Source organism: Micromonospora sp. NPDC051141, assembly GCF_044455765.1.
Lineage (GTDB): Bacteria > Actinomycetota > Actinomycetes > Mycobacteriales > Micromonosporaceae > Micromonospora.
Genome location: NZ_JBITFD010000019.1, coordinates 118,115 through 143,885 on the forward strand (window position 1 = coordinate 118,115; position 25,771 = coordinate 143,885).

A 25,771-nucleotide genomic window follows, 5' to 3' on the forward strand; every position below is an offset into this window, starting at 1 on the left:
GCACACCTGTTCGACGGATGGGTGCTGACCTGCGGGGAAATGGTGACCGGCCGGCGGAGGATCCCACCGGCCGGTCACCGTCGTCACCGCCCGTAGACCTCGAACTCGTAGAGCGAGAAGCCGTACGAGGTGGCCCGCTTGACCCCGTACACCCGCACGTAGCGGGCGCTGACCGGGGCGAAGGTGACGTTGTCGACGCCGCCGTTGCCGGTGGTGGTGGCGAACACCGGCGTCCAGGAGCTGCCGTCGCCGGACACCTCCACCCGGTACGACGTGCCGTACGCGGACTCCCAGCGCAGCACCGCCCGGCTCACGGTGCGGGCCGCGCCGAGGTCGACGCGCAGCCACTGGTTGTCGTTGTAGCTGCTGGCCCACCGGCTGCCCAGGCTGCCGTCGACCGCCTTGTCCGGCGTGTTGCTGGTCAGGAACTGGGTGCTCGACGCGCTGGCCGGGCGACCCTGGGCCAGGTTGGTGACGTCGTCGCCCCGGCGGGCCGGGAACGAGACGACCTGCTGGTAGGTGGGACGGTTCTGCCAGGCGATCAGCGGGTGGGTGATGCCGCCGAGCCCGGACTGGGCGATCGAGTCGGCGCACCACTGGTCGCCGGCGGAGCACGACTTGTCACCCGGGTAGACCGTGGTGGCCGGCACCGCGGCGGCCTGGCCGAGCGCGCCGAGCAACGCCGTCCGGCAGGCGCCGAGGTCGCCGTTGCCGCAGTACGCGCGCCCCAGCCCGCCGGCCACCGGGTCGCCGAGCACGGTCCGCACGTCCTTGTCGACGTAGCCCCACCAGCCGTACTGGAACGACGAGCCCTTGTGCGCCTGGCCCTGCAACGCCCAGCTCGCCGCGCCGTCGCGCCCGCCGTTCTGGCCACCGGAGGGCGCCTCGTTGACCTCGATGGCGTCCACCAGCGTGGCGTACAGGTCCGGCCCGAGGCCGGGCCGGAACTCGGCCGAGGCCAGCAGCGGCCACCAGGCGTCGAAGATCCGGATGGCGTCGGCGTGCTGGTAGACCTTCGAGCCGGGCGACGTCTCCACCCGCCGGCTGCCGGCCTGCTGCCAGGCCCGCAGCTTGCCGACCGCGTCGGCCAGCGCCGGGTCGGTGACCGGCGCGCTGTCGAGCACCCGCAGCAGGTCGCCGAGGACCTGCTGGCCCCGCAGGTCGGTCACCGCCGCGTCCGCCATGATCTTGACGACGTCGGCGCGGCCGAGCTTGCGCTGGGCGATCGCGGCGCGCACCGGGCCGTCCAGCAACTGACCCCGGTGTACGGAGCCGAAGCTGAAGTTGCCGTCCGCCGCCCCGAAGTCCCGCGCCTGCTTGTTGTTCCAGCTCACGTAGTAGTCCTGGTTGACCGACTGCGGATGCGCCGACGCCGGGGCGTAGCTGGCGTCGTTGGTGTCCGGGTTCCAGCCGGCCCACTCGTACGCCGGTTCCGCCTTCGTCGGCAGGTTCGGGTCGGTGACCGACGACCGGACCGGGTTCGAGCCGGAGTTGTAGTACGCCGCCTCGGTCGAGTTGACGTAGAACCAGTTGAACGCGTACCCGACGCTGCCCGCGGACGCCTGGAACGCCGCCGCGCTGCCCATCGCCGACGGGTCGTTGAACGCCTGGAAGCCGATCGCCGAGTCGGCCTCGTGCCGGTAGGTGGAGCGCAGCTTGGTGAACGCGGTCGGCTGCCCGTTCACCAGCCCCCGGTACGCGACCAGCCCGTACTTCGTGCGCAGCGCGCGCAGCGTGTACGAGCCGGCCGGGGTGGAGTCGGCGAGCGTCGGCGACCAGGAGTTGCGCTGCTCCAGCGCCTCCATGGCGAGGCACTGCCCGTGGTAGAGGTAGCGGTTGGTGCGCAGCGTCGGCGCGCTGCCGTCGGTGGTGCACAGCGGCACCGCGTACGTGTCGGTCAGGTCCTGCGAGGCGGAGGTGGCGCTCCACGCGTAGTCCTGGCCGCGACCGAGCAGCACGTAGAGGTTGAGCCCGGCGAACGCCGCGCCCCGCGCGCTGATCCCGGGGCCCTGCAACTCCTGGAGCATCAGCAGTTGCGGCGCGAAGTAGCCGGTCTGCGGCCCGAACACGGCGACCGGGTTGCCGGTGGTGGTGTGCCGGCCGGAGACCACGACCGCGTTGGACATGCCGTGCGCGCGCAGGTTGGCCAGGCCGCCGAGCAGGTCCTTGGTGGCGGTGCTGGCGCCGGTGCGGGCGGCGGCCCCGCCGGTGGCGTCGTAGGCGAGTGGCTCGGCGACCACGGAACCGGCGTCGGGCAGCACCGCGCTGGTCGCGCCCGGCGGCGTCGCCCCGTACGGGAAGCTCTGCCCGTCGTGCAGCGTGAGCACGGTCTCCGGGTCGTTCTGCGACCGGAACGCCGCCCAGACCTTGTCGCCCTCGGTGACGCCGTACTTGGCCCGGGCGGCGACCCGGACCAGCGCGGACTGGATCTCGCTGCCACCCCCGCCGCCGAACAGGCCGCCGATCACGCCGGCGGTGGCGATCAGGTCGGTCATGGTGAAGTGCTTCGGCTTGCCGGCGCCGGCCAGCACGTACTCGCCGGGGTAGTTGTCGTCGGCGATCGACTTGTCGATGTAGGCGTTGATGCCGGCGATGTAGTCGACCACGTCGGTGTAGAGCTGCTGGCCCCGCGTGCCCTTGGTGCGCAGCGCGTCCACCTGGGCCTGGAGGTCCGCCTCGGTGTAGGGCGAGTTGGCCCAGACGCTCTGCTCCAGCTCCCGGTTGCCGGGGGCGCCGCCGGCGAACGAGGTGACGTTGCCGCGGCCGACGTGCCGCAGCAGGTCCATCACCCAGAGCCGGTCCTGGGCCCCGGCGTACCCGGCGCCGAACATGGTGCCGCCGCGGGTGGTGCCGGTGACGTGCGGGACGCCGGTGGCCTTGTCCCGCACGATGGTGACGTCCGAGCGTGGCGAGACGGTGCTCTCGACCTGCGCGGCGGGGACGCCGAACGAGGAGTCGTTGTAGAACTGGGCGATCTGCTCGTCGGTCAGCCCGGCGTAGTTGTAGACCAGGTTGGCGTACTCGTCGAGCTGGTCGCTGGAGTGCGCCGGGCGGGTGCCGAGCGTCTGGTGGGCCAGGATGGCGACGAGCGTGGCGTTGCCGTTCTGCCCGGGGGGCAGGATGTCGGCGCACTGGCCGAGGCAGTAGTCGTTGGCGGCGAACGTGGTGGCCGCCAGCGCCGGTGACGGCGGGGTGACGGTCAGCACGCTCGCGGTCAGGGCGGCGGCGGTGAGCGCCGCGAGCCGGGCACGGAGTGGGGGTCGGGGCATGGCGATCCTCCGGGGACGCGGAGTCGGGCCTTCGGTAACGCCCGGCTGCCGGTTGCCGACGTCTCGCCCTCCGCGCCCGGGCGTTCCACCCGGAGGTGAGAATGACTCACATCTATCTCCGGGCAATGATCGGCGGCGGACCGCCGTCCGGGATACCCGTTGTTCACCAGCCGCGAATGCCGACGTTTCGCACCCGGCGCGGGTCCGGACGCGACGGTGGGGGGCGGCGCCGTTGCCACCCCCCACCGTGCTCCCCGCCGGTGCGACCGTCAGCCCTTGTGGAACGACTGGCGCACCACACCCCCCACCAGCGCGCACCAGGTGCTGGTGCTGAGCTTGCCGGTGGGCGGCAGCCCGTGCAGGCGTTGCAGGTCCTTCACCGCGGTCCGGGTCACGTGGTCGTACTCGCCGGTCGGGAGCACCTCCGCGTAGCCCTTGGAGGCGAGCATGAACTGCGCCGCGACCACCGGAACGCCGGTGTCGTGCTGGTCCAGCTCCGGGGCGAGCGTCTCCCAGGTCGGCGCCGTGAGCGTGGCGTCCACGTCGACCGCGATGCCGTTGCGGGCCTGCCAGTCCTGCACCGCCGCCACGGTGGCGGCGTCGAACACGCCGGTGACCGGCACGGCGTAGCCGCGGAACGTGAGCAGGTACTGCGCGACCTGGACGACCGGGCCGCCGACGAAGCGCCAGATGTCCGGCCAGCGGCGCGCCGGCACGTCACCCAGGCTGGTGCCGAGCTTGCGGAAGACCTCGCGGCGCAGCCGGGGGAACTCCCGGTAGAACATCGCGCCCGGGCACTGGGTGGCCCGGAAGTCCCAGTGGCCGAAGATGTCGTGCGCGTGCAGCCCGTACTGCCGGCAGATCGCGGTGCAGAGCCGGACCAGGCCGTCGAGCAGCTCCTCGGGCGGCGTCTCGGTGACGTAGGTGCCCTCGTTCTCGATGCCGATCGCGCGGCCGTTCTCACCCGGGCAGTGCGCGGCGATCATCTGCCGGTCGCCGGCCTGCAACCGCTCCAGGCTGCCGTGGCGTCCCTCCAGGACGTGACCGCCCCGGCTCACCGTGAAGTGCTGCCCGGTGTCCGACCAGCCGTTGCCGTCCATGTGCAGGTCCTGGCAGTCGCGGGCGAGCTGCTTGGCGTGGTCCTCGGAGTAGTCGGTGACGTTCGGGAACGCCATGTGGTGCACGATGATCTTGTTGGTCGGGATCGCGCTGACCGACAGCGGGTCGGCCGGCGGGCGGGCGGCCCACTCGTCACAGCTGATGATCCAGTCGAGGTCCGCGCCCGGCGCGGCCTGCGCGGCGGCCGGAAACGCGAGTTCGCTCCCGACGACCGCGACCGCGGCGGCGCCGAGGCCGGCCCGCAGCAGCGTACGGCGGTCCAGCTCGGGGTGGTCGAAGTGCATGGCATCTCCTCGATGACCCGACCGACGCCGGGCGATGTAAAGGAACTCCAACGTAAGCGCGCGAGTCGAAGAATATTGCCACCACGCCGCGCCGCGCCAGAGGACAAATGCCATCACCTCTACGCTGGGGCGCGGGCGGGGTCGGGGAGGGCGTGTGCGGGGACTGGATCGGCGTGGGGTGCTCGCCGCCGCGGGCGGGTTGGTGGTCGCCGGGGTCGGCGTCCCGGTGGGGCTGGCGCTCGGCCGCGACCGAGGACGCCCGGTCGCGACCGGACGCCGGCCGGTCAGCATGGCCATGCACCTGCACGCCTCGTTCAGCGAGGGTGTCGCCAGCTACGCCGCCCACCTCGACCAGGCCCGCCGCAACGCCGTCGACGTGCTCTGGTGGACCGACCACGACTTCCGGGTGGCCGCGCACGACCACCGCCGCGTCGTCCACTTCGACGGGCCGGAGGAGCCGGAGGGCGGGCTCGCCTGGACCTGGCGCCCGGCCACCGAGGGGCGGCTCACCGACTCGTCCGCCGACTTCGTCGCCGTTCCGGACGCCGACGACGGACCCGGCCGGGCGTTGCGCCTCACCGCCGCCGGCGCCGGCGCCCACTGGTACGCCGGCAAGGCGTGGAACTGGACGCACACCGGGAACATCGCCGACACCACCCTCCACCTCGACGTACGACCCGAGTCGACCGGGCCGGACGCCACGCTGACCGTCGAGATCGCGTTGTCCCACCATCCGGCCGGGCCCGGCCGGCCCGCCGGCCAGTTGGTGCTGCGCTACCGGCTCGGCGGCACCGGCGCGGCCCGGCACACCGTCGACGGCCGGCACGGCACCGTCGACCGGCCCGCCCCGGCCGGCGTCTGGCGGCGGCACACGTTCGACCTGCTCGCCGACGTCCGGCGGCTCTGGCCCGACCTGGTGGCCGGCGACAACTCGCTGCGCGGGCTGCGACTCGGCGTCACCGTCGCCGGCGGCGCGCGGGGCGCGTACCTGGTCGACCGGCTGGTCTTCGACCGGGCCCGCCGCGCCGGGCAGGCCGGCGAGGAGCTGCGCGCCGAGGTGCTGCGCGGCTACGCCGGGGCGTACCCGGAGGTGACCCACCACCGGGCGTACGAGGTGTCGATGGTGCGGCACCTCAACTGGTTCGGCGGCGACGGCACCCTGCCCCGCTTCCCGTCCCCGCCGGTGCGGGACAACGACGTCGACGCGACCGAACGCATGGTGGAGTTCCTGCACGCCCACGGCGGCGTGGTCTGCTGGAACCACCCGCTGGACGTGGAGCGGCGCGACTCACTGGCCCGGCTGCTGGTGGCGCGGCGCGGGCTCGGCGTCGACCTGATCGAGATCGGACGAACGCCGGTCGAGGACCACCTCTGGGCGTACGACGTGGCGGCCCGCAACGCGATCCCGCTGACCGCCGTCGGCGTCACCGACGACCACGACGGCACCGACTGGCGGGCCGGGCGGGACCGGTGGATCACCTCCGTCTGGGCCGGCTCCACCCGGCGGGACGACCTGGTCGCGGCGCTGCGCGCCGGGCAGGCGTGGTTCGCCGACCTGGCCGCCTACCGGGGCGCGCTGGACCTGGAGCTGGGCGGTCGCAGCGCCATGGGCGCGTTGTCCACCGTCGCCGACGACACCGCGACGGTGCGGGTGCGCGCCACCGACCTGCCGGCCGGGGCCACCCTGGAGGTGGTCACCGGCGACGTCGACTCCGCCGGCGGCACGGATCCGACACCCGCGATCCGGACCGGACAGGTGTCGTGGCGTCAGCTCCGCCAGGGTTGGCACGACCTGCCGGTGCGGGTGGGCGCCGGCGTGTACCTGCGCACCCAGGTCCGCGACCGGGAGGGCGGCGTCGTCGCGGCGAGCAACCCGGTCTGGCTGCTGCGCCGACCCCCACCCGGCGGCGTCCCCCCGACCCGCCGCTTCTGAGCACCCCGCCGGGTCGCGCCGCTGACCGGGAGCGACCGACGGGCGGACACTTGCCGGTGTCTGCTAGCACTGGCGGTGTGTCCGTTACCGACCATCCGTCGCCCGGGGCAGGGTCCGGGGCCGCCGTCCGGCGAGCGGAAGTATCCGTTGCGCCGATGGCCGGCAGCCCCGGCGCGACCAGAATGACCAGCGAGGCGGCCACCGACATCCGCCCCTGGGACGCCGTGGAGTGGGTCGCATGAGCGGCTGGCAGCTGTCCGGCTACACGCCGGTTCGCACGCTCGGCTCCGGGGCGTCCGGCAGCGTCGTGCTGGCCACCCACGACAGCACCGGCACCCCGGTCGCGATCAAGTACCTGGTCCGCGATCTCGGCGCCGACTCCTCGTTCCGGGCCGCCTTCCGCGACGAGGCCCGGCTGCTCGGCGAGGTCGACGACCCGCACGTCAGCCGGCTCTACGAGTACGTCGAGTCCCCGCACGGCGCGGCCATCGTGATGGAACTGGTCGACGGCGTGTCGTTGCGGCAGATGCTGCGCGCGCACGGCCCGACCACGCCCGAGGCCGCGCTCTGCGTGCTGAAGGGCTCGCTCGCCGGGCTCGCCGCCGCCCACGCCCACGGCGTCGTGCACCGCGACTACAAGCCGGAGAACGTGCTCGTCTCCGGGGCCGGGCTGAGCAAGCTCGCCGACTTCGGGATCGCCATGCCGATCGGTCGGGGTAGCGACACCACGGTCTCCGGCACACCCCGCTACATGGCGCCGGAGCAGTGGACCGGCGCTCCGGCCAGCCCGGCCTGCGACATCTACGCCGCCACCGCCACGTTCTTCGAGTGCCTCACCGGGCGACCCCCGTACCAGGGACCCGGCCTGCTCTCCCTGCGCGACCAGCACGCCAGCGCGCCAATCCCCACCGACCCGGCGCCCGCGCCGGTGCACGAGCTGCTCCGCCACGGCATGGCCAAGCGCCCCGACGACCGGCCGCAACCGGCCGCGGTCTTCCTGGAGCTGCTGGACCGGGTGGCCGGCACCGGGTACGGGCCCGACTGGGAGGAGCGCGGGCTGCGCGAGCTGGCCCGGCGGGCCGCCCTGCTGGCCGCGCTGTGGCCGTTCCCCGACCGGGCGGAGGGCGCCACCGCGGTGGCCAGCACCGCGCTCGGCGCCACCACCGGCCGGGGCCGCCTGTTCCGGCGGGGACGCAAGCGTGTCCTGCTGGCGACCGGCGCCGTGGTCGCCGCTGTGCTTGTCGGTGGCGCCGGCTACAGCTACGCCGCCCGCGAGACCCCGGCCGCCGAGGCGCCCGCCGACCCGTCGCCGGCCGGCGCCGGCCCCACCGGCCCGGCCGGGCCGGACCCGACGGACACCGCGGCGCCGGACACCACCGCCACCGCGTCGCCCACGCCGTCCGTCCCGCCCGCTCCGCCGACGGGCACGCCGTCCGCCACCCCCGACGGCACGCGGTCGCCGACCCGGCCACCGGTACGCACCAGCGCGCCGTCCCCCACCCCGTCGCGCCGCACCGCGCCGCCGCCCCCGCCGGACGTCACCGCGCCGGCCGTCGGCGGGGTGACCGTCGACCCGGGCCAGCTCGAACCGAAGGGCTGCCCGTACGGTGTGCAGAGCAGCACCGTCACGGTCATCGTCACCGACGACCGCAGCGGCCCGGCCGCCCTGACGGTCACGTTCCGCTACCTGCTCGGCGGCGCCACCGGCACGGTCCGGATGGCCGCCGCCGGACGCGGCGTGTTCACCGGCACGCTCGGCCCGCTGGCCGCGCCGAAGCAGAGCACCCGCATCCCGATCGAGGTCACCGCCGTCGACGCCGCCGGCAACGCGGCCACCTCGGCGTCCCCGGTGTACGTGACGCTCTACGACTACTGCACCCCCGGCTAGGAGGACGACGTGCCCGCTGCCCCGCACCGTGGCCCGGACCGGGGACGGCCGGCGTGACCCGGCCGGAGGAGCCCACCGAGGCGCTGCCCGCCCGCGCCCTGCCCGCCGACGGCCCGGCCCGGGACGAGCCCACCGTCCACCTCGTCCCGCCCCGGCCGCCGGTCGACGCGGACGTCACCACGCCGCTGAGCGTCGACTCCGCCCGGCAGCAGACCGCGCGCCCCGCTCGCCCGCCCGCGGCAGCCGACGCGACGGCGCACCTAGCCCGCCCGCCCGCGGCAGCCGACGCGACGGCGCACCTCGCCGGCCCCGCCGCGTCCGGGCCGGCGGACGGGGAGTCGACCGTGTACCTCGGTAGCGGCACCGCCGGTGGCGGGGAGTCGACCGTGCACTTCGGCAGCGGCACCCCCGGCGGCGCGGCACCGACCGTGTACTTCGGCGGCGGCACCGCCGGTGGCGGCGAGTCGACCGGGCACCGGACCGAGCCGGGGTCGGCCGGTGGGCAGCCGACCGCCGGGTACCTCCCGACGGCCACCGGACCGGCCGGGCCGACGGCGGGGGCGACCGCCGAGGCGTACCGGGAGACGACTGTGGACGCGCGGGCGGTGAGCGGCGTTCCGGCGCCCCCGCCCGGCGGCGAACTGCGCTTCGGGCCGGGCGTGCCGGCGACGCCGCCGGCCCCGGCCTGGCCGACCGCGCCGCCGGGCCGCCCGCCGCGCCCGGTCTGGCGCCGCGTCGTCTCGGTGCTGTCCACGCTGCTCACCGCCGCGTTGCTGGTCACCGTCGGGCTCTACCTGTGGCAGCGGCTGCGACCGCTGGAGATCGAACAGGTCGCGGTGGCGGTGCCCCGACCGGCCGGGGTGGCCTGCGACGTGACCGTCGACGTCGTCGCCACGGTACGCACCAACGGGCGCGCCGGCACGATCCGCTACCAGTGGTTCCGTTCCGACGCGCCGCCCGGCGCGCTGCTCGCCGAACGGGTCGGCAGCGGCCAGCGGACCGCGACGCTCACCCTCAGGTGGACGTTCGGCGGCGTCGGCGCCACGACCGGGACCGCCACCGTCAACATCGTCGAACCGACGCCGGTGCAGGCCGGCACCCGGGTCAGCTACCGCTGCCCCGGCGGCTGAGCGTTTCCCCGCGCGCCGCCCAGGGTAGGCCCACCCGGGATGAATCTGACCCCATGCGTGGAGGCCCTTCGATGAAAGACAACTTCGGTGACGCGGTGGGCGACGCGTTCCGTTCGGTGATGCTCTTCCTGCCCAAGGCGGTCGCGTTCGTCGCGATCCTGGTCGCCGGCTGGCTGATCGCCAAGGCGGTGCTGAAGCTGGTGGACAAGGTCCTGGAGCGGGTGCACTTCGACCGGGCGGTCGAGCGCGGCGGCATCAAGACCGCGCTGGCCCGCTCGAAGTACGACGCCAGCGACATCGTCGCCAAGCTGGCCTACTACGCGGTGCTGCTGGTCACGCTCCAGCTCGCGTTCGGCATCTGGGGGCCCAACCCCATCTCCGACCTGATCGCCATGGTGGTCGCCTGGCTGCCGCGGGCGTTCGTCGCGATCGTCATCGTGGTGGTGGCCGCGGCCATCGCCCGCGCGGTGAAGGACATCATCTCCAGCGCGCTCGGTGGCCTCTCCTACGGCCGGGTGCTGGCCAACCTCGCCTCGGTGTTCATCCTCGGCCTCGGGGTGATCGCCGCGCTCAACCAGATCGGCGTCGCCACCGCGGTGACCACGCCGGTGCTGATCGCGGTGCTCGCCACCGTCGGCGGCATCCTGGTGGTGGGCGTCGGCGGCGGTCTGGTCCGGCCGATGCAGAGCCGCTGGGAGAGCTGGTTGACCCGGGCCGAGGAGGAGTCCCGGACCATCGCCACGCACGCCCGCGCCTACCAGGCCGGCCGGCGTGACGTCGAGGCCCGGCTCGCCACGACCGACCCGTACCGCGAGGCCGAGCTGACCCAGCCGGTGGCCGGGGACGCCGAGGCGGACCCCACCCAGCCGGTGTCCCGGGACGCCGAGCCGACCCAGCCGGTGCCGGCGTACGCGGGTGCCGCCGAGCCGACCCAGCCGGTGCCGGGCCCGGGCGCCGAGGACGCCACCCAGGTGATCCCGCCGCTCGGTGACGCCGGGCGTACCCCGCCGGCCGCGCCGCGCCAGCCGACCGCCGAGCAGGCGGCGGACAGCGAGGCGACGATGGTCATCCCGCCGGCCGACGTGGACAGGTTCCGCCGCTGAGCCGAGCGCACGACCGGGGCGGGATCCGATGCGGGTCCCGCCCCGGCGCGTGTTCCGCCCGGATGGCTGTGCTCGGCCCCGACGCCGGCCGTCGAGGGTGGGCGCAGCTCCGCGTGTTCGTCGAACGCGGAGTCCGGTTAGGATCGTCGGCATGACCTGGCGATGGTGATCCCTTCCTGACCGACGAGGCCGCGGGCCGCCGCGGACACCGTGCACTCCGACCGGTGTCCGTCACGTCCCGTGGGAAGGCCCCATGCTCGTCGCTCCTGCCCGCGTACCCGCGACCCGCCGACTGGCGGCGACGCTCTACGGCTACGCGTTCCTCACCGACCTCGTCCTGCTGTACCCGCTCTACGTCCTGCTGTTCGCCGACACCGGGCTGTCGGTCGGGCAGATCTCCTCGCTGTTCGTCCTCTGGTCGGCCGCCGGCATCCTGCTGGAGATCCCGTCCGGCGCGTGGGCCGACGCGCTGTCGCGGCGGCTGCTGCTCTGCCTGGCGCCGCTGCTCACCGCCGTCGGCTTCGCGCTCTGGGTGCTGCTGCCGTCGTACCCGGCGTTCGCCGTCGGCTTCCTGCTCTGGGGCGCGGGCGGCGCGCTGCGCTCCGGCGCGTTGGAGGCGCTGGTCTTCACCGAGCTGGACCGCCTCGACGCGGCCGACCGGTACGCCCGCCTGATCGGTCGCGCCCGCACCGCCGAGGTGCTCGGCGCGGTCGGCTCCGGAGTGCTCGCCGGCCCGGTGTTCGCGCTCGGCGGCTACCTCGCGGTCGGCGCGGCAAGCGTGCTGACCTGCCTGCTCGCCGCCGCCGTCGCGGCGCGCCTGCCGGAGCGCCGGACGCCGGTCACCGCCCCGGCGGCCGACCGACCGGTGCCGGCCACCGCCGGCCCGGTCGAGACCGTCGCCGGCGTCGCCCCGGGGGAGACCGCCCCCGGCGTCGACCCGGCCGAGGACGCGGCCGACGACGAGCCCGGCTGGCGGGAGAGCCTGCGCGGCGGGCTGGCCGAGGTACGGGCCGACCGCGCGGTCCGCGCCGCCGTGCTGCTGGTCGCCGCCGTGGCGGCGATCTGGGGCGGACTCGACGAGTACACCGGGCTGCTGGCCCGCGACACCGGCGTCACCGAGGCGGCCGTGCCGCTGCTGCTCCTGCTGCTGTGGGGCGGGATGAGCGTGGGCGGGCTGCTCGCCCCGCTGGGCGAGCGGCTGTCGCACCGCGGGTACGCCGGCCTGCTGGTGGTCGCGGCGGTGGCGACGGCGGCCGGGGCGTTGCTGCGCCACCCGGCCGGGTTCCTGCTGCTGGCGGTCGCGTTCGCCGCGTTCCAGCTCGCCACCGTGCTCGCCGACGCGCGGTTGCAGGCGCGGATCACCGGCGACGCCCGGGCCACCGTCACCTCGCTGGCCGGCATGGCCACCGACCTGACCACCGTCGCCTGCTACGCCGGGTACGGCCTGCTCGCCGGTGTGTTCGGCAACCCGGTCGCGTTCGCGGTGGCCGTGCTGCCGTACCTGGTGGTGGCGTTCCGGTTGCTCACCGGACGGGGGGTGACTCGCCGGAAAAAGGAACAATAGCCGCATTCGCCACTACGGTGAGTGGCGGACCCGACCGACCGCGGGAGACGATTGCGGTGACCCTGGAAGCAGAGCGCACGCTGCGCGACGAGGACCTCAGCGGGCTGGCGGAGCTGGCGGCCCAGCTACGGGTGGACGCGATCCGGTGCAGCACCATGGCCGGCTCCGGCCACCCCACCTCCAGCCTCTCCGCCGCCGACCTGCTCGCCGTGCTGGTCGCCCGGCACCTGCGCTACGACTGGTCCTACCCGGGCAACCCCGGCAACGACCACCTGATCTTCTCCAAGGGCCACGCCTCGCCGCTGCTGTACGCGGTGTTCCGGGCCGTCGGAGCGATCAGCGAGCAGGAGCTGCTGGAGACGTACCGCCGCGCCGGCTCGCGTCTCCAGGGCCACCCCACCCCGGTCCTGCCCTGGGTGGACGTCGCCACCGGCTCGCTCGGTCAGGGCCTGCCGGTCGGGGTGGGCGTGGCGCTCGCCGCCCAGTACCTCGACCGGTCGACCGCCCACGTCTGGGTGCTCTGCGGCGACAGCGAGACGGCCGAGGGCTCGGTCTGGGAGGCGCTGGACAAGGCCGGTCACTACGGCCTGCGCAACCTCACCGCGATCGTCGACGTCAACCGGTTCGGCCAGCGCGGCCCGACCGAACTGGAGTGGGACCTGGACACCTACCGTCGGCGGGTCGAGGCGTTCGGCTGCCGGGCGATCGTCGTCGACGGCCACGACCTCGGCGCGGTCGACGACGCGTACCGGCAGGCCCGCGACGCCACCGGCCCGACCGTGGTGCTGGCCCGCACCGTCAAGGGCAAGGGCGTGCCCGAGGTCGAGGACGACCCGTCCTGGCACGGCAGGGCGTTCGACCCCGAGCTGGCCGACCGGGCGGTGCGGGCGCTCGGCGGGCCGACCCGGATCCGGGTCACCGGGCCCCGCCCGCCCGCCGCGCCGCGCGCCACCGGGGCCGCGCCCGGTCAACCCGACCTGCCCCGTTACGCCCGCGGCGCGAAGGTCGCCACCCGGGACGCGTACGGGGACGCGCTGCGCGCGCTCGGCGCCGCCCGGCCGGATGTGGTCGCGCTCGACGGCGAGGTTGCCGACTCCACCCGGGCCGAGCGCTTCGCCGACGCGTACCCCGACCGGTTCTTCCAGATGTTCATCGCCGAGCAGCAGCTCGTCGCCGCCGCCGTGGGCCTGGCGGTCCGCGGTCGGCGGCCGTTCGCGGCCACGTTCGCCGCGTTCTGGTCCCGCGCCTACGACTTCATCCGGATGGCCGGCGTCTCCCGCGCCGACATCGCCCTGGTCGGCTCGCACGCCGGGGTGGAGATCGGCCCGGACGGGCCCTCCCAGATGGGGCTGGAGGACATCGCCGCGCTGCGCGCGGTCCCCGGCTCCACGGTGCTGTGCCCGTCCGACGCGGTCTCCTGCGCGGCGCTCGTCGCCCAGTTGCCGGACCGGCCGGGCGTCAGCTACCTGCGCACCACCCGCGGCGCGTACCCGGTGCTCTACGACGACGGCGAGGCGTTCCCGATCGGCGGCAGCCGGGTGGTCCGCGCCGGCGCCGACGTGGCGCTGCTCGGCACCGGCGTCACCGTGCACGTCTGTCTGGCCGCCGCCGACGAGCTGACCCGGGAGGGGATCGACGCCCGGGTGGTCGACCTCTACTCGATCAAGCCGGTCGACCGGGAACGCCTGTTCGAGACCGCGCGGGACACCGGCGGCCGGCTCGTCGTGGTCGAGGACCACTACCCGGAAGGCGGCCTCGGGTCGGCCGTGCTGGAGGCGTTGGCGGACCGGGCCGACCCGGTGCGCGTCCAGCACCTCGCGGTACGCGGGCTGCCCGGCTCCGGCACCCCGACCCAGCAGCTCGACCGCGCCGGCATCGGCGTGCACGCCGTCGTCGCCGCCGCCCGCGCCCTCGCCTGAGGTGTAGGGAGGGGCCCCCTGTTAACGCATTCTGCATAACAGGGGCCCCGCTCAACACGTGTGGGCCAGCGCGCCGGGCATCGTCATCCGGGCAGCGCGTCGACGTAGACCCATCGGCCGTCCTCCCGGGCGAAGCGGCTGTGCTCGGTCAGCACGCCGGGTCGGCCACCCTCCCGGTAGTGGGCCCGGAACCGCACCGTGCCGGTGCTGTCGAACAGGCCGCCCTGCCCGGTCTCCACCACCTCCAGCCGGGTCCACCGGGTGCCCGGGTCCAGCTCCAGCCGGTCGGGCCGGGTGCCGGAGTGCCAACTGTGCCGCAGGTAGTCGGCGTCACCGAGCGCGAACGCGCTGAACCGGGAGCGCATCAACGCCTCGGCGGTGGCCGCCGTAGCGACACCCCGGTGTACCGGGGCGCAGCAGTCCTCGTACGGCCGGCCCGACCCGCACGGGCAGGCGGCGTTCCGTTTCGCCATGCCCCGATTCTCACCCGCCGCCGACAGGGTGCGAGGAGGGGCCCGCTCATCGCCGGCATGTCAAGCGGGGCGCCTTTCTCTACCGGACGCGTTAACCGAGGGCCCTCCTTTCCCGCCGGCCGGCGGGGGCAGCGGGCACTGGAGCGGCGGACTAGGGTCCGAGGCACCATGAGTGGCAGTCCGACCCGGCGCGACCTCGACCCGGAGCAGGTCCGGCACTACCTGGCCGCCTCGCTCGGGCCGGCCGGCGAGGTCGCGGCCTGCGGTCCGCTGACCGGCGGCGGGTTCGCCGCGGTCTGGTGGGTACGCCTCACCGACGGGCGTGAGGTGGTGCTCAAGGTCGGCCCACCGCCGGGCGTGCCACTGCTGCGCTACGAGCGCGACATGATCGGGGCGGAGGCGCGCTACCTGCGGCTGGTGGCCGACCGCGCGCCGACCGTGCCGGTGCCGCCGCTGCTGCACCACGGACGCCATCCCGAGCTGGGCGACTGGCTGCTCACGGCGCGCCTGCCCGGCCGTACCCTGTGGGACCTGACCCGGGCCGGCGCGGACGTCGCCCCGCTGCGGGCGGAGTTCGGCCGCGCCCTGGCCGCCCTGCACGCCGTGCCCGACGGGCGGCACGGAGCCGACGGACGGCACGTCGGCGGGCGGCACGGAGCCGGCGGACGGTACGGCTACGACGGTGGGCGGGCCGCCGGCCCCACCTGGCGGGGCGCGTACCTCGCGATGGTGGACGACCTGCTCGCCGACGCGACGGACTGGGCGGTGCCGCTGCCCGCGTCCCGGATCCGGGCGTCGGTCGCCCGGCACGCGGCAGTCCTCGACGCGGTCCGCCGTCCGGCGCTGCTGCACGTGGACGGCTGGGCGGGCAACGTGCTGGCGGTCGAGGGCCCGGACGGCACGCCCCGACTCAGCGGCCTGGTCGACGGGGAACGGTACCTGTGGGGCGATCCGCTGCTGGACCTGGTCTCGCCGCTGCTGTTCCGCCGCGCCGAGGACGAGCCGGACGATCCGCTGGTGCGGGCGTACCGGGCGGTGGCGCCGTTCCCGTTCGACGCGGCGGTGCGGCGGCGGCTCGGCCTCTACCGGCTGCACCTCTATCTGTTGATGACCGTGGAGATGCCCAGCCGTGGCATCACCGCCGCGTCGGACCCGGGCCGGGTGGCTCGGCTGGCCGAGCTGCTCGACGCCGAGCTGGCCGACCTGTCCGGGCCGCCCGGCTGACCGGCGGCCGGCGGAGCCCGGGCTCGTCCACCGCCGGCCGGTTGACCGCCGGCCGGCGGGGCATGGACGCGGCCACCCGCCCGGCTGCCGCTCACGGGACCGTGTCGACATGGACCTCGACGTCGTAGAGCAACCGCAGGTGACGGCGGCCGTTGGTGACGCCGACGAAGACCGGCTCGCCGGCGGGGGTGCGGCCCTGCCGCCACACCTGCTGTCGGGCCGCCTCCCGCGACTCGTGATGGGCCTTGCCCTGGCGGTGCAGGAGCAGCACCCGGCGGGCGGTGGTCGGGTCGGTGTCGAGCTGGACGCGCAGCAGAGGCATAGCGGACCTCCCCGGTCGGTGTTCAGCCAACTTACCGTCGTTAAGTTGGCTGTCCACCGTTTATGATGGCGTCGTGACCGCCACCCAGCCGCCGGTGTGGCTCCGGACGGAGTCGACCCGGGCGCGCCGCCGACCGCCGTTGACCCGGGAGCACATCGTGGACGCGGCGGTCTCCCTGCTGGACCGGCACGACGTCGATGGGCTGACGATGCGCCGCCTCGCCGAGCGCCTCGACGTGACACCCACGGCGCTCTACTGGCACGTGCGGACCCGGGACGACGTTCTGGACCTGGCCGTCGACCGGATCTTCGGCGAGGTGCCGATCCCGCCGGTCGGCGACGACTGGCGGGACGACGTCCGGGCTCTCGTCCGCGCGTGGCGCGCCGCGATGCTCGACCACCCCTGGGCGCCGGGGCTGGTCGGTCGGCCGATGCTCGGCCCCAACGTGCTGGCCCGCACCGAGTTTCTCCAGGCCACGCTGGTGCGCGGCGGTTGCCACGGCCGTCAGCTCGCGGTGGTCACCCGGATGCTGGCCAACTACGTCATCGGCGCGTCGCTGACCGAGGCCACCTGGCGCCGGACCGCGCACCCCGACGCGCGGGCCGCCGCCCGCGCCCACGTGGCGGCGAGCGCCGATGCCTATCCGACGCTGACCGCCTCCGGTCACCTCGACGAGGGCCGGTGGAGCGACGACCTGCTGTTCGAGGAGGGCCTCACCGGCCTGCTCCGGGCCGCGGTCGGGCCCGGCACGTCGCCCGAACCGCGGTGAACACGGCCGGTCAGAGCCAGCCGGAGCGGCGGAACAACCGGTGCAGCGTCACCGCCAACGTCGCCATGAGCAGCAGCGCGCCACCGTAGCCGTACCGCCAGTGCAGCTCCGGCATGTGTGCGAAGTTCATCCCGTACACGCCGGCCACCGCGGTCTGCGAGGCGGCGATCGCCGCCCACGACGCGATCCTGCGCATGTCGTCGTTCTGTTCCACCGCGAGCTGCGCCAGCCGGGACTGGACCAGCGAGGTGAGCAACTCGTCGTAGGCGCCGATCCGCTCGACCACCCGGGTCAGGTCGTCGGCCACCGCGGCGAACCGGGACCGCAGCGCGGTCGGCGGGCCGGCGTCGGACGGGTCCACCAGCGCGCGCAGCGGGGCGCCCAACGGCAGCACCGCCCGCTTGAACTCGACCACCTCCCGTTTGAGCTGGTAGAGGTGCTGGATGTCGGCGCCGTGCTCGCGGGCGAAGACGCTCTCCTCGACCCGTTCCAGATCACGTTCCAGGTGCTCGGCGACCTCCCCGTACAGCTCGACCATCCGGGCGCAGACCGCGTACGCCACCGCCCACGGCCCCTGGGCCAGCACGTCGGGGCGGCGCTGCACCGCCTCGCGTACCGGGGCGAGCGCGCCGGTGGCGCCGTGCCGGACGGTCAGCGCGAAGCGGTCGCCGAGGAACACCAGCACGTCCCCGGTGTCGACCACCTCCGAGGTGGCGGTCAGCTCACCGTGCTCGACGTACCCGGCGCTGCGCAGCACCAGCAGCGTCACGTCGCCGAGGCGTCGCACGGTGGGCCGGTGCCCGTCGGTGAGCGCCTGCTCCACCGCCGCCTCGTCGAGACCGAACGTCCGGCCGACCGCGGCCATCACCGCCGCGCCCGGCTCGTGCAACCCGAGCCAGACGAACGCGCGGCGGCCGTGGCGGGCCCGGGCGTACGCGTCGGCGTAGTGCGGCCGGCCCGGCTCCCGGCGCCCGGCGACGTAGACCGCGCAGTCGACCACCGCGTCCGGGTTGGTCCGACGTGGACGCTTCCCGGCCACCTGACGGTCGCGTCCGAGCAGGCGCCCGACGAGGCCGGGCAGCCGTTCCCGCCACCGGATCCGGTCCACCGCACACCTCCGCCCGCCGGGAAACCGACGGCCTACCGTACGGTGCGGCGGTGTGGCGGTGGGGGCCGGGCCGGGTCAACCGGCGGCGGTGGCGAAGACCACGATGTTGTCGGGGTAGCTGCCGGTACGCGGGTCGAACCGACCACCGCAGGTGATCAGCCGCAGCCGGGCCGCCGCGCCGCCGCCGTACACCCGCTCGGTCGGGAAACGCGCCTTGGGGTACGCGCCGACACCGTCCACGGTGAACGCCACGGTCCGGCCGTCGGCCCGGACCACCCGGACGGCGTCGCCGGGACGCAGCCGGCCGAGGTCGAAGAAGACCGCCGGCCCGCGGGTGGAGTCGACGTGGCCGACCAGCACCGCGTTGCCGGCCTGCCCCGGCGCCGGCCCGGGCCGGTACCAGCCGGCGACCTCCGGGTGCTCCAGCGGCGGCACCTCCAGCGCGCCGTCGTCGTCGGTGGCCACCGCGACGATCTCGGCGTCGACGCCGATGCGGGGGATGACCACCCGCAGCGGTGCCGCGCGGGGGAGTGCCGGACCGGCCGAGCCGGGGCGCTCGGTGGCCGGTGCGGCGGACGCGCCCGGTTGGGGCGGCGACGCCGAGGTATTGCCGAGACCGGCCGAGAGCAGCCCGACGCCGGTGGCCCCGGCCAGGGTGACGGCGGTGACGACGGCGGCGGTGCGGGCCCGCGACGGCCCGCCCGTCCGGCGCTCTGCTGGGGACAGGGTCCTACCTCCGTCCGGCGGGGACGCGGGGCCCGCGCCGGACGGACCGGCGCGGGCGACCCACTCGACGAGCCTTCAGGCGGTGCCGCCCGCCCGGCGCCGGCGACGGACCAGGACGTACGCCCCGCCGGCGAGCGCGCCGGCGGCCAGCGCGCCGCCCGCGACCAGCACTCCGGTGTCGCCGTCCCGGCCGCCGGCGCCGGCCTGCGCGCCGCCGATCGGGGTGACGGTGAACGTGGCGCTGCCGCCGTCGCTGCCGTCGCCGCAGGTCGTGGCCACCGTGTACGTGCCGAGCGTGAACCCGGCGGTGAACAGTTCCGCGCTCAGTCCGCCGCCCGCCGCGGCCGTGGTGGACCTGACGTTCTGATCCCGGTCCGGCCCGGTGACCCGGAAGATCGCGTCACCGGCGTTCGGGTTGCACGTCGAGGTGAGCACCACCGTGCCGCCGACCGGGGTGGTGGCGGGTGAGACTCTGGTGTCCGCCAGCGCGGCGGCCGGGAGCAGCAGTGCGCCGAGACCCACGCCGACCGCCGCCGATCCGAGAATTGACTGTGCCTTCATCCGCGTCTTCCCTCACTTTTCGTCCGCTGTCTGCGTGGGACGTCGTTCGGGTGGCCAACTCCGTGACGAGCACCGGTGTGGCCAACACTAGGAGGGTTGGGGCGGTCACTGGGGGTAATTGAGAAATCTTCGTTGCCGTCCGGTGTCCCCCCTCCCGCCACCGGACGGCGGACATGCCGGCCCACGCGGCGCCGCGACGGACAAAACGCCGAGCCGCGCCGCGCGGGGGTGAGCGCCGCCGCGCCCGGCACGGCTCAGCCGGCCGGCCGGACCAGCCCGACGTCGTACGCGAGAACCACCGCCTGGATCCGGTCCCGCAGGCCAAGTTTGGTGAGGATCGCGGAGACATGGGTCTTCACGGTCGCGGTGCTCACATGCAGCCGCTCGGCTATCTCGGCGTTGGACAGCGCACGGGCGGTCAGCGTGAGCACCTCCACCTCGCGGGCGGTCAACGCGGCGAGGGCCCGCTCGGCGGTGGGCGCCGGACCGGGCAGCCGGTCGGCGAACCGGTCCAGCAGCCGCCGGGTCACCGTCGGCGCCAGCAGCGCCTCGCCCCGGGCCACCACCCGTACCGCCTCGGCCAGGTCCGCCGGGCGGGTGTCCTTGAGCAGGAAGGCGCTCGCCCCGGCGCGCAGCGCGGCGTAGACGTGCTCGTCGACGTCGAACGTGGTGAGCATGACGATCCGGGCCGGGCTGCCGGCGGCCACCAGCTCCCGGGTGGCGGCGATACCGTCCCGCCGGGGCATCCGCACGTCCATCAGCACCACGTCGGGCCGGGTCCGGGTGGCCACCGCCACCGCCTCCACGCCGTCCGCGGCCTCGCCGACCACGGTCAGGTCGGCCCGCGCGTCGAGCACCGTACGCAGCCCGGCGCGGATCAGCTCCTGGTCGTCCACGACCACCACGCGCACGGTCACCGGATCTCCTTCCGTGCGCGGCTGCGGGGCTCGCCGGCCCGGCACGCTCCTCGCGCTCGCGGGGCCTCGCTCGTTCGCGGCTGCGGGGCTCGCCACCCCGGCTCGCTCCTCGCGCTCATCGGGCCGCGCCGACCGGCAGGCGCGCGTGCACCCGGAAACCGCCGGTCGGCAGCGGGCCGGCGTCGAGGGTGCCGCCGAGCAGCCGGGCCCGTTCCCGCATGCCGACGATGCCGCGCCCACCGGTCGTCCCGGGCCGGCGGGCCGGCGTCGAGCCGTCGTTGACCACCTCGAGCCGCAGCACCCCGTCGTCGTACCGGACGTCGACGTCGGCCTGGGTGGCGTGCCCGTGCCGCAGCGCGTTGGTGAGCGACTCCTGCACGATCCGGTACGCCGAGAGCTGCACCCCGCCGGGCAGCTTCCCGCAGTCGCCCTCCCGGCGCAGCGTCACCGGCAGCCCCACCGCCCGCACGGCCTCGACCAGCGCGTCGAGTTGGGCCAGCCCGGGCTGCGGCCCGTTCGGGTCGGTCCCGTCGTCGGCGGTCAACGCGTGCAGCATGGCGCGCAGCTCGGTGAGCGCGGACCGGGCCGCCGCGTGGATGGACCCGAGCGCGGCGCGCGCCTGCGCCGGCTGTTCATCGAAGACGTCCTCGGCGGCGACGGCCTGCACGGCGATCACCGCCACGTGGTGGGCGACCACGTCGTGCAGCTCGCGGGAGATCCGCTCCCGCTCCCGTGCGCGGACCTGTCGCTCCCACTCGCAGCGCCGCTGTTCCCGGGCGCGCATCAGCTCGCCGACCGACCAGCTAAGGCCGAGCGCCGTCACCGCGAGCAGCAGGTCCCGCCACCCACCGGTGACGAGTTTCCACGGCGTGGGCGCCAGCAGCAGGCCGAGCGCGACGAGCGAGAACCGGGGCGGGCGCAGCCGGGCCACGTAGGACAGCGGCGCGGCCACCAACCCGAGCCAGCCCAGCGCCGGGCAGAGCGCCTCCAGGCCGACGCCGGCCGCCGCGGCCATCGCGAGCGCGTACCCGGGTCGGTAGCGGATCCACAGCAGACAGCTGGCCTGCCACGCGGCGAGGCCGACCGCGACGGCGGTGCCGCCCGGCGTGGTCGGGCGGGTGTCCGACGTCAGCAGCACGAGCAGCGACACGCCGAGCACGACGGCGGCGATGCCGCCGTCGATCAGCAGCAGCACGGAGCGGGACCGGTGCGGGCACCTCATGCCCCGGATGCTAGGCCGTCGACCCACCGCCGTTCATCGGCCGGGAGACGGAGATACGGCGGGTCACTGGGCCCCGGGACGGAGACGGGAACCGCTCCCCGGCGTGATCCGCGCGGTGCCCGGCCGGACCTAGCGTTTCCGCCAGCAGAACCGACCGAAAGGTACGCACTGATGGAGACCACGATCCCGAACGCCGGCTTCCGTCCGGCCCGTCGCCGTGACCGGCTGCTCACCGTGCTCGCCGCCACCGTCGCCACGCTGCTGGGCTGGGTCGTCGCGGTGCCGCTGGCCGGGGTGGCGCTGGTGGCGCGCAGCGGTGCCGGCGAGCAGCGCGTCACGCCGTTCGCCGTCGGGGTCAGCACGCTGCTCGCCGGCCTGGCCGGTTGGGCGTTGCTGGCCCTGCTGGAGCGCTTCACCGGGCGGGCCCGGACCGTCTGGACCGCGGTCGCGGCGCTGGTGCTGCTGCTGTCCCTGCTCGGTCCGCTGGGCGGGGGAGCGGGCGGGCCGGCGACGGTGACGCTGGTGCTGCTGCACCTGGTGGCCGGTGCCGTGCTGGTGCCCGGGCTGCGACGGACGGCCGCCGGCTGAGTCGGGTCGGGGTCGCCGGCACGGGGGTGGGCGACCCCGACCCGACCGTCAATCCAGGATCCTAGGACGCTCTACGGAGGGTGCGGAAAGTTTTCCGACCCCGATGTCGAGAACCGGCGACCGGCTCCGTCCCCGGGGTGAACGCGGCCAGAATGGGCCGCACCTGCACCGAGGAGACCACCATGGCGAAGTACCTGCTGCTGAAGCACTACCGCGGCGGCCCGACCCCGGTCACCGACATGCCGCTGCTGGACCGGTGGACGCCGGAGGAGGTGACCGCGCACGTGCAGTACATGAAGGACTTCGCGGCCCGCCTGGAGGAGACCGGCGAGTTCGTCGACTCGCAGGCGCTCGCCCCGGAGGGCACGTTCGTGCGCTACGACGGCGAGGGTCGACCGCCGGTCACCGACGGTCCGTTCGCCGAGACGAAGGACCTCATCGCCGGCTGGATGGTGATCGACGTGGACAGCCACGAACGCGCCCTCGCCCTGGCCGCGGAGTTGTCCGCCGCGCCGGGGCAGGGCGGCAAGCCGATCCGCGAGTGGCTGGAGCTGCGCCCGTTCCTGACCGCGCCGCCCACCATCACGGAGTGACCCGACCGATGGACGACGTGCTGCCGCGCAGCCTCATCCCGGGCGTCCTCGGCGTCCTCGTCCGCCGCGGAGCCGACTTCGCGACGGCCGAGGACGCCGTGCAGGACGCCCTGGTCGAAGCGCTGCGCGTCTGGCCGGCGGACCCGCCGCGCGAGCCGAAGGCGTGGCTGGTCACCGTGGCCTGGCGGCGGTTCCTCGACACGGCCCGCGCCGACGCCGCCCGGCGTCGGCGCGAGGACGCCGTCGACGAGGAACCGCCGCCAGGCCCGGTGCCCGGGGTCGACGACACGCTCCGGCTCTACTTCCTCTGCGCGCACCCGTCGCTGACCCCGTCGTCCGCGGTGGCGCTCACCCTGCGCGCGGTCGGCGGGCTCACCACCCGGCAGATCGCCCGGGCCTACCTGGTGCCGGAGCCGACCATGGCGCAGCGGATCAGCCGCGCGAAGCGCACCGTGTCCGGCGTCCGGTTCGACCAGCCGGGTGATGTCGCCACCGTGCTGCGCGTGCTCTACCTGGTGTTCAACGAGGGCTATTCGGGCGACGTCGACCTGGCGGCCGAGGCGGTCCGGCTCACCCGACAGCTCGCCGCCGCCATCGACCATCCCGAGGTGGCCGGGCTGCTCGCCCTCATGCTGCTGCACCACGCCCGCCGGGCCAGCCGGACCGCGCCCGACGGCGGTCTGGTGCCGCTGGCCGCGCAGGACCGCCGCCGCTGGGACACCGGCCTGATCGCCGAGGGGGTGCGGATCCTCCAGGCGGCGTTGGCCCGCGACCGGCTGGGCGAGTTCCAGGCCCAGGCCGCCGTCGCGGCGCTGCACGCCGACGCGCCCACCGCGGCGGAGACCGACTGGGTGCAGATCGTGGAATGGTACGACGAGCTGGCGCGCCTGACCGACAGCCCGGTGGTACGGCTCAACCGCGCGGTCGCCGTCGGCGAGGCGGACGGTCCGCGGGCCGGGCTGGCCGCGCTCGCGGAGCTGGACGAGACGCTGCCCCGGTACGCGGCGGTGGCCGCGTACCTGCACGAACGCGACGGTGACCGGTCGACGGCGGCCCGCCGCTACGCCGAGGCCGCTCGGCGGGCGACCAATCTGGCCGAGCGTGACCACCTGATCCGCCAGGCCGCCCGCCTCAACACGCGGTGACCCGGCCGTTCCGGGGTGGACGGCGGCCGGTTCTCGCGGGGTGCGCTGCGCAGGGGTCGGCGGGTCGGACGCACGCTAGCCTGCGGGCATGGATCTGGGGCTGGACGGCGAGCGGGTGGCGGCGTCCCTCGCGCACCGACTCGACGGGCTGACCTTCGTGGATCTGACCACCGACCAGGTGACCGCGCGGTTGGTCGACGCCGTGGCCGAGTGGGCGACCGGCGAGGGTTGGCGGGTCTACCGTCGGGCGGCGAGCGTGGTGCCGTTGCCGCCGCCGCTGTCCGGGCGGCAGTCGGTGCTCGACGTCGCCTGCGCCCGGCCGGACGGTCCGCCGGTCGTTGTCGAGGTCGACCACACCGACCGTCGACGGACCGTGGAGAAGTTGCTGGCCGAGGCCGGCGCCGGGCGGGTCCCGATCTGGTTGCGCTGGGGCGTGTCCGGGTTCACCGCGCCGCCCGCGCCGGTCCGGATGGTGGCGGTCGAGGTGTCGCGCCGCAACGGTCCGGCCGGCCAGGGGCGGCGGTACTCGCGGCGACCGGTGGTGGACCGGCCGGCGCCGCCGCACTCGGCCCCGGCGGGTGGTCCCGGTGACCCGGTCGCGCTGCCGATCCCCACCCTGGACGAGGCCGACTGAGCTGAGCGGGGACGCGGCCGGCCCGGCAGCGCCCCGCGCCGCCGTCATGCCGCCATCGTCGTCGGCGTGGTCCCGGGATCGGCGCGAGACGCCGGCGGGCCGTCGGCACCCGGCGCGGTGGGTGACTCCGGCAGGCCGAGGGCCTCGTCGATCCGGCCCAGGACGGGGTCGTCGGTGCCGACCGCGCGCAGCAGGTCGATGGCGGTGGCCCGGATCTGTCCGATGATCATGATGAGGGGCAGCGGCGGTTGGGACTCGAACAACTGCGCGGCGATCCGGACCGCCTCCAGGGCGGCGGCGTCGGCCCGTTCGGCGCACTCGGTCGCGTCCTCGTCGCCGGTCAGGCTGTGCACCATGGCCTCGCCGGCGGCGCGGAGCGCGTCGGCGAGTTCGTTGATCGCCAGGGCCAGTTCGGGTGGGGTGGCGGTGTGCAGCCGGGTCAGGTGCACCCCGGCGCGGGCCAGCACCCGGATGTTGCGGGCGGCGTAGTCGAGTTGCCGGGTGGTGGCCTCGACCTCCCGGACCTGGCCGATGTGCCGGCGGCGGCGGACCCGTAGTCGCAACGTCTCACCGGTGGCCGCCACCGCCTCGCGCAGCCGGTCCACGCAGTCGTCCACCTGGCGGGCCCGCTCCAGGGTCGCGCGGGCGGCGTCCTCGTCGCACCGGCGCAGCGCGTCGTTGATCCGGTCGAGCAGGTCGGCCAGGTCGGCGAAGGTCTGCCGGGCCTCGGCCACCAGCGGCGCGAGCGGGTCCCGGGCGACGATCAACTGGCTGGCCGCGATCGCCACCGCGCCGCCGATCAGCGCGTCGACGAACCGGAACGGCATCAGACTGCCCTTCGGCGCGGCCACCACGACCAGGTACAGCGCCGAGACGGCGGCCTGCACGGTCAGCGTGGTGCTCGCGCCGAGCAGCACCATCAGGCCGAGGGTGCAGCCCAGGACCAGGAACACGGTGGTGGTGGTCGGGCCGAGGGCCTGCACGACGACGTCGGCCACCAGGATGCCGGCGGCCACCCCGAGCAGGATCTCGACGGTCTGCCGCAGTCGTTTGCCCCGGGTCTCGCCGAGCACCACCAGCGCGGCGGACGGGGCGAAGAACGGATCGGGGTGGCCGATCACCCGGGAGGCGAGGACCCAGGCGACGGTGGCGGCGACGGTCGCCTCGACCACCGACACCCAGTCCCGGCGTACCCGCCCGGCGGCGGCCCGCACCCAGTTCCGCATGTCCGTACCTCACCTTGGTCGCACCGGTCGGGTTCACCGGGCCGGCCCGGTCGT

The 25,771-nt window shown here is 75.2% G+C and carries 21 protein-coding genes and 1 pseudogene; 12 read left to right on the forward strand and 10 right to left on the reverse strand.

Annotated features, from left to right (window positions below; genetic code table 11):
• Positions 1-83: 83 nt before the first annotated feature.
• Together ACIA6B_RS29105 and ACIA6B_RS29110 are read right to left on the reverse strand one after the other, a co-directional pair.
• Positions 84-3,269, reverse strand: a complete 3,186-nt coding sequence (locus ACIA6B_RS29105) for a penicillin acylase family protein (RefSeq protein ID WP_396778195.1) — start codon at positions 3,267-3,269, stop codon at positions 84-86.
• 269 nt (positions 3,270-3,538) lie between these two features.
• On the reverse strand, positions 3,539-4,672 hold the full coding sequence (locus ACIA6B_RS29110; RefSeq protein ID WP_396778197.1) for an N-acetylmuramoyl-L-alanine amidase: 1,134 nt from the start codon (positions 4,670-4,672) through the stop codon (positions 3,539-3,541).
• Positions 4,673-4,826: 154 nt separating this feature from the next.
• Here ACIA6B_RS29110 and ACIA6B_RS29115 point away from each other — a divergent pair, with 154 nt between their 5' ends.
• The 6 genes and pseudogenes from ACIA6B_RS29115 (at position 4,827) to ACIA6B_RS29140 (ending at position 14,209) form a co-directional block, all read left to right on the forward strand.
• On the forward strand, positions 4,827-6,605 hold the full coding sequence (locus tag ACIA6B_RS29115) for a hypothetical protein (RefSeq protein ID WP_396778198.1): 1,779 nt from the start codon (positions 4,827-4,829) through the stop codon (positions 6,603-6,605).
• A gap of 238 nt (positions 6,606-6,843) precedes the next feature.
• On the forward strand, positions 6,844-8,493 hold the full coding sequence (locus tag ACIA6B_RS29120; RefSeq protein WP_396778200.1) for a serine/threonine-protein kinase: 1,650 nt from the start codon (positions 6,844-6,846) through the stop codon (positions 8,491-8,493).
• Positions 8,494-8,546: 53 nt separating this feature from the next.
• The gene (locus tag ACIA6B_RS29125; RefSeq protein WP_396778202.1) at positions 8,547-9,623 is read left to right on the forward strand and encodes a hypothetical protein; all 1,077 of its coding nucleotides are present in this window, start codon (positions 8,547-8,549) and stop codon (positions 9,621-9,623) included.
• A 53-nt stretch (positions 9,624-9,676) separates the two neighbouring features.
• Positions 9,677-10,471, forward strand: a pseudogene (locus tag ACIA6B_RS29130) (hypothetical protein); the annotation flags it as partial.
• Positions 10,472-10,979: 508 nt separating this feature from the next.
• Positions 10,980-12,290 carry an MFS transporter gene (locus tag ACIA6B_RS29135; RefSeq protein WP_396778203.1) on the forward strand — a complete coding sequence of 437 codons (1,311 nt, stop codon included), beginning with the start codon at positions 10,980-10,982 and terminating at the stop codon, positions 12,288-12,290.
• A gap of 56 nt (positions 12,291-12,346) precedes the next feature.
• Complete coding sequence (locus ACIA6B_RS29140; protein WP_396778205.1) at positions 12,347-14,209, forward strand: transketolase; 1,863 nt, start codon at positions 12,347-12,349, stop codon at positions 14,207-14,209.
• An 83-nt stretch (positions 14,210-14,292) separates the two neighbouring features.
• On the opposite strand, the gene ACIA6B_RS29145 is transcribed toward ACIA6B_RS29140, so the two are convergent.
• Complete coding sequence (locus ACIA6B_RS29145) at positions 14,293-14,682, reverse strand: YchJ family protein (RefSeq protein ID WP_396778207.1); 390 nt, start codon at positions 14,680-14,682, stop codon at positions 14,293-14,295.
• Between the two features lie 168 nt (positions 14,683-14,850).
• Between ACIA6B_RS29145 and ACIA6B_RS29150 the strand changes: the two genes are divergently transcribed.
• Positions 14,851-15,906, forward strand: a complete 1,056-nt coding sequence (locus tag ACIA6B_RS29150; RefSeq protein ID WP_396778209.1) for a phosphotransferase family protein — start codon at positions 14,851-14,853, stop codon at positions 15,904-15,906.
• A 91-nt stretch (positions 15,907-15,997) separates the two neighbouring features.
• Here ACIA6B_RS29150 and ACIA6B_RS29155 read toward each other — a convergent pair whose 3' ends face one another.
• Positions 15,998-16,228: a hypothetical protein gene (locus ACIA6B_RS29155; RefSeq protein WP_396778211.1), complete on the reverse strand. Its 231-nt coding sequence runs from the start codon at positions 16,226-16,228 to the stop codon at positions 15,998-16,000.
• Between the two features lie 73 nt (positions 16,229-16,301).
• On the opposite strand from ACIA6B_RS29155, the gene ACIA6B_RS29160 reads away from it, so the two are divergent.
• Positions 16,302-16,997: a TetR/AcrR family transcriptional regulator gene (locus ACIA6B_RS29160; protein WP_396778213.1), complete on the forward strand. Its 696-nt coding sequence runs from the start codon at positions 16,302-16,304 to the stop codon at positions 16,995-16,997.
• 10 nt (positions 16,998-17,007) lie between these two features.
• Here the strand turns inward: ACIA6B_RS29160 and ACIA6B_RS29165 are convergent, their stop codons facing one another.
• The 5 genes from ACIA6B_RS29165 to ACIA6B_RS29185 all read right to left on the reverse strand — a co-directional run bounded on the left by ACIA6B_RS29165 (position 17,008) and on the right by ACIA6B_RS29185 (position 21,531).
• Positions 17,008-18,105 (reverse strand): magnesium and cobalt transport protein CorA, encoded by a 1,098-nt coding sequence (locus ACIA6B_RS29165; RefSeq protein WP_396778215.1) that lies wholly within the window; start codon positions 18,103-18,105, stop codon positions 17,008-17,010.
• Positions 18,106-18,180: 75 nt separating this feature from the next.
• Positions 18,181-18,831, reverse strand: coding sequence for a class F sortase (locus ACIA6B_RS29170; protein ID WP_396778253.1), 651 nt, complete (start codon positions 18,829-18,831; stop codon positions 18,181-18,183).
• A gap of 75 nt (positions 18,832-18,906) precedes the next feature.
• Positions 18,907-19,392 carry a hypothetical protein gene (locus ACIA6B_RS29175; RefSeq protein ID WP_396778217.1) on the reverse strand — a complete coding sequence of 162 codons (486 nt, stop codon included), beginning with the start codon at positions 19,390-19,392 and terminating at the stop codon, positions 18,907-18,909.
• Positions 19,393-19,646: 254 nt separating this feature from the next.
• Positions 19,647-20,309, reverse strand: coding sequence for a response regulator transcription factor (locus ACIA6B_RS29180; RefSeq protein ID WP_281941436.1), 663 nt, complete (start codon positions 20,307-20,309; stop codon positions 19,647-19,649).
• A 115-nt stretch (positions 20,310-20,424) separates the two neighbouring features.
• Positions 20,425-21,531 carry a sensor histidine kinase gene (locus tag ACIA6B_RS29185; RefSeq protein ID WP_396778219.1) on the reverse strand — a complete coding sequence of 369 codons (1,107 nt, stop codon included), beginning with the start codon at positions 21,529-21,531 and terminating at the stop codon, positions 20,425-20,427.
• Between the two features lie 171 nt (positions 21,532-21,702).
• Here ACIA6B_RS29185 and ACIA6B_RS29190 point away from each other — a divergent pair, with 171 nt between their 5' ends.
• The 4 genes from ACIA6B_RS29190 to ACIA6B_RS29205 all read left to right on the forward strand — a co-directional run bounded on the left by ACIA6B_RS29190 (position 21,703) and on the right by ACIA6B_RS29205 (position 24,491).
• Entirely contained in the window at positions 21,703-22,119 is a 417-nt protein-coding gene (locus ACIA6B_RS29190; protein ID WP_396778221.1) for a DUF6069 family protein, read from the forward strand.
• A gap of 182 nt (positions 22,120-22,301) precedes the next feature.
• Positions 22,302-22,712, forward strand: coding sequence for a YciI family protein (locus ACIA6B_RS29195; RefSeq protein ID WP_396778254.1), 411 nt, complete (start codon positions 22,302-22,304; stop codon positions 22,710-22,712).
• Between the two features lie 8 nt (positions 22,713-22,720).
• Entirely contained in the window at positions 22,721-23,857 is a 1,137-nt protein-coding gene (locus ACIA6B_RS29200) for an RNA polymerase sigma factor (RefSeq protein ID WP_396778256.1), read from the forward strand.
• Between the two features lie 88 nt (positions 23,858-23,945).
• The gene (locus tag ACIA6B_RS29205) at positions 23,946-24,491 is read left to right on the forward strand and encodes a hypothetical protein (RefSeq protein ID WP_396778223.1); all 546 of its coding nucleotides are present in this window, start codon (positions 23,946-23,948) and stop codon (positions 24,489-24,491) included.
• A 44-nt stretch (positions 24,492-24,535) separates the two neighbouring features.
• Here ACIA6B_RS29205 and ACIA6B_RS29210 read toward each other — a convergent pair whose 3' ends face one another.
• A complete protein-coding gene (locus tag ACIA6B_RS29210) occupies positions 24,536-25,717 on the reverse strand; it encodes an aromatic acid exporter family protein (protein WP_396778225.1) in 1,182 nt (393 codons plus the stop codon).
• Positions 25,718-25,771 lie beyond the last annotated feature (54 nt).

Excerpts from the sequence above, each read along its gene's own strand:
- ACIA6B_RS29105 (WP_396778195.1), bottom strand. The coding sequence starts at position 3,269 with ATGCCCCGACCCCCACTCCGTGCCCGGCTCGCGGCGCTCACCGCCGCC.
- ACIA6B_RS29110 (WP_396778197.1), bottom strand. The coding sequence starts at position 4,672 with ATGCACTTCGACCACCCCGAGCTGGACCGCCGTACGCTGCTGCGGGCC.
- ACIA6B_RS29120 (WP_396778200.1), top strand. The coding sequence starts at position 6,844 with ATGAGCGGCTGGCAGCTGTCCGGCTACACGCCGGTTCGCACGCTCGGC.
- ACIA6B_RS29135 (WP_396778203.1), top strand. The coding sequence starts at position 10,980 with ATGCTCGTCGCTCCTGCCCGCGTACCCGCGACCCGCCGACTGGCGGCG.
- ACIA6B_RS29145 (WP_396778207.1), bottom strand. The coding sequence starts at position 14,682 with ATGGCGAAACGGAACGCCGCCTGCCCGTGCGGGTCGGGCCGGCCGTAC.
- ACIA6B_RS29150 (WP_396778209.1), top strand. The coding sequence starts at position 14,851 with ATGAGTGGCAGTCCGACCCGGCGCGACCTCGACCCGGAGCAGGTCCGG.
- ACIA6B_RS29155 (WP_396778211.1), bottom strand. The coding sequence starts at position 16,228 with ATGCCTCTGCTGCGCGTCCAGCTCGACACCGACCCGACCACCGCCCGC.
- ACIA6B_RS29175 (WP_396778217.1), bottom strand. The coding sequence starts at position 19,392 with ATGAAGGCACAGTCAATTCTCGGATCGGCGGCGGTCGGCGTGGGTCTC.
- ACIA6B_RS29185 (WP_396778219.1), bottom strand. The coding sequence starts at position 21,531 with ATGAGGTGCCCGCACCGGTCCCGCTCCGTGCTGCTGCTGATCGACGGC.
- ACIA6B_RS29190 (WP_396778221.1), top strand. The coding sequence starts at position 21,703 with ATGGAGACCACGATCCCGAACGCCGGCTTCCGTCCGGCCCGTCGCCGT.
- ACIA6B_RS29195 (WP_396778254.1), top strand. The coding sequence starts at position 22,302 with ATGGCGAAGTACCTGCTGCTGAAGCACTACCGCGGCGGCCCGACCCCG.
- ACIA6B_RS29200 (WP_396778256.1), top strand. The coding sequence starts at position 22,721 with ATGGACGACGTGCTGCCGCGCAGCCTCATCCCGGGCGTCCTCGGCGTC.
- ACIA6B_RS29205 (WP_396778223.1), top strand. The coding sequence starts at position 23,946 with ATGGATCTGGGGCTGGACGGCGAGCGGGTGGCGGCGTCCCTCGCGCAC.
- ACIA6B_RS29210 (WP_396778225.1), bottom strand. The coding sequence starts at position 25,717 with ATGCGGAACTGGGTGCGGGCCGCCGCCGGGCGGGTACGCCGGGACTGG.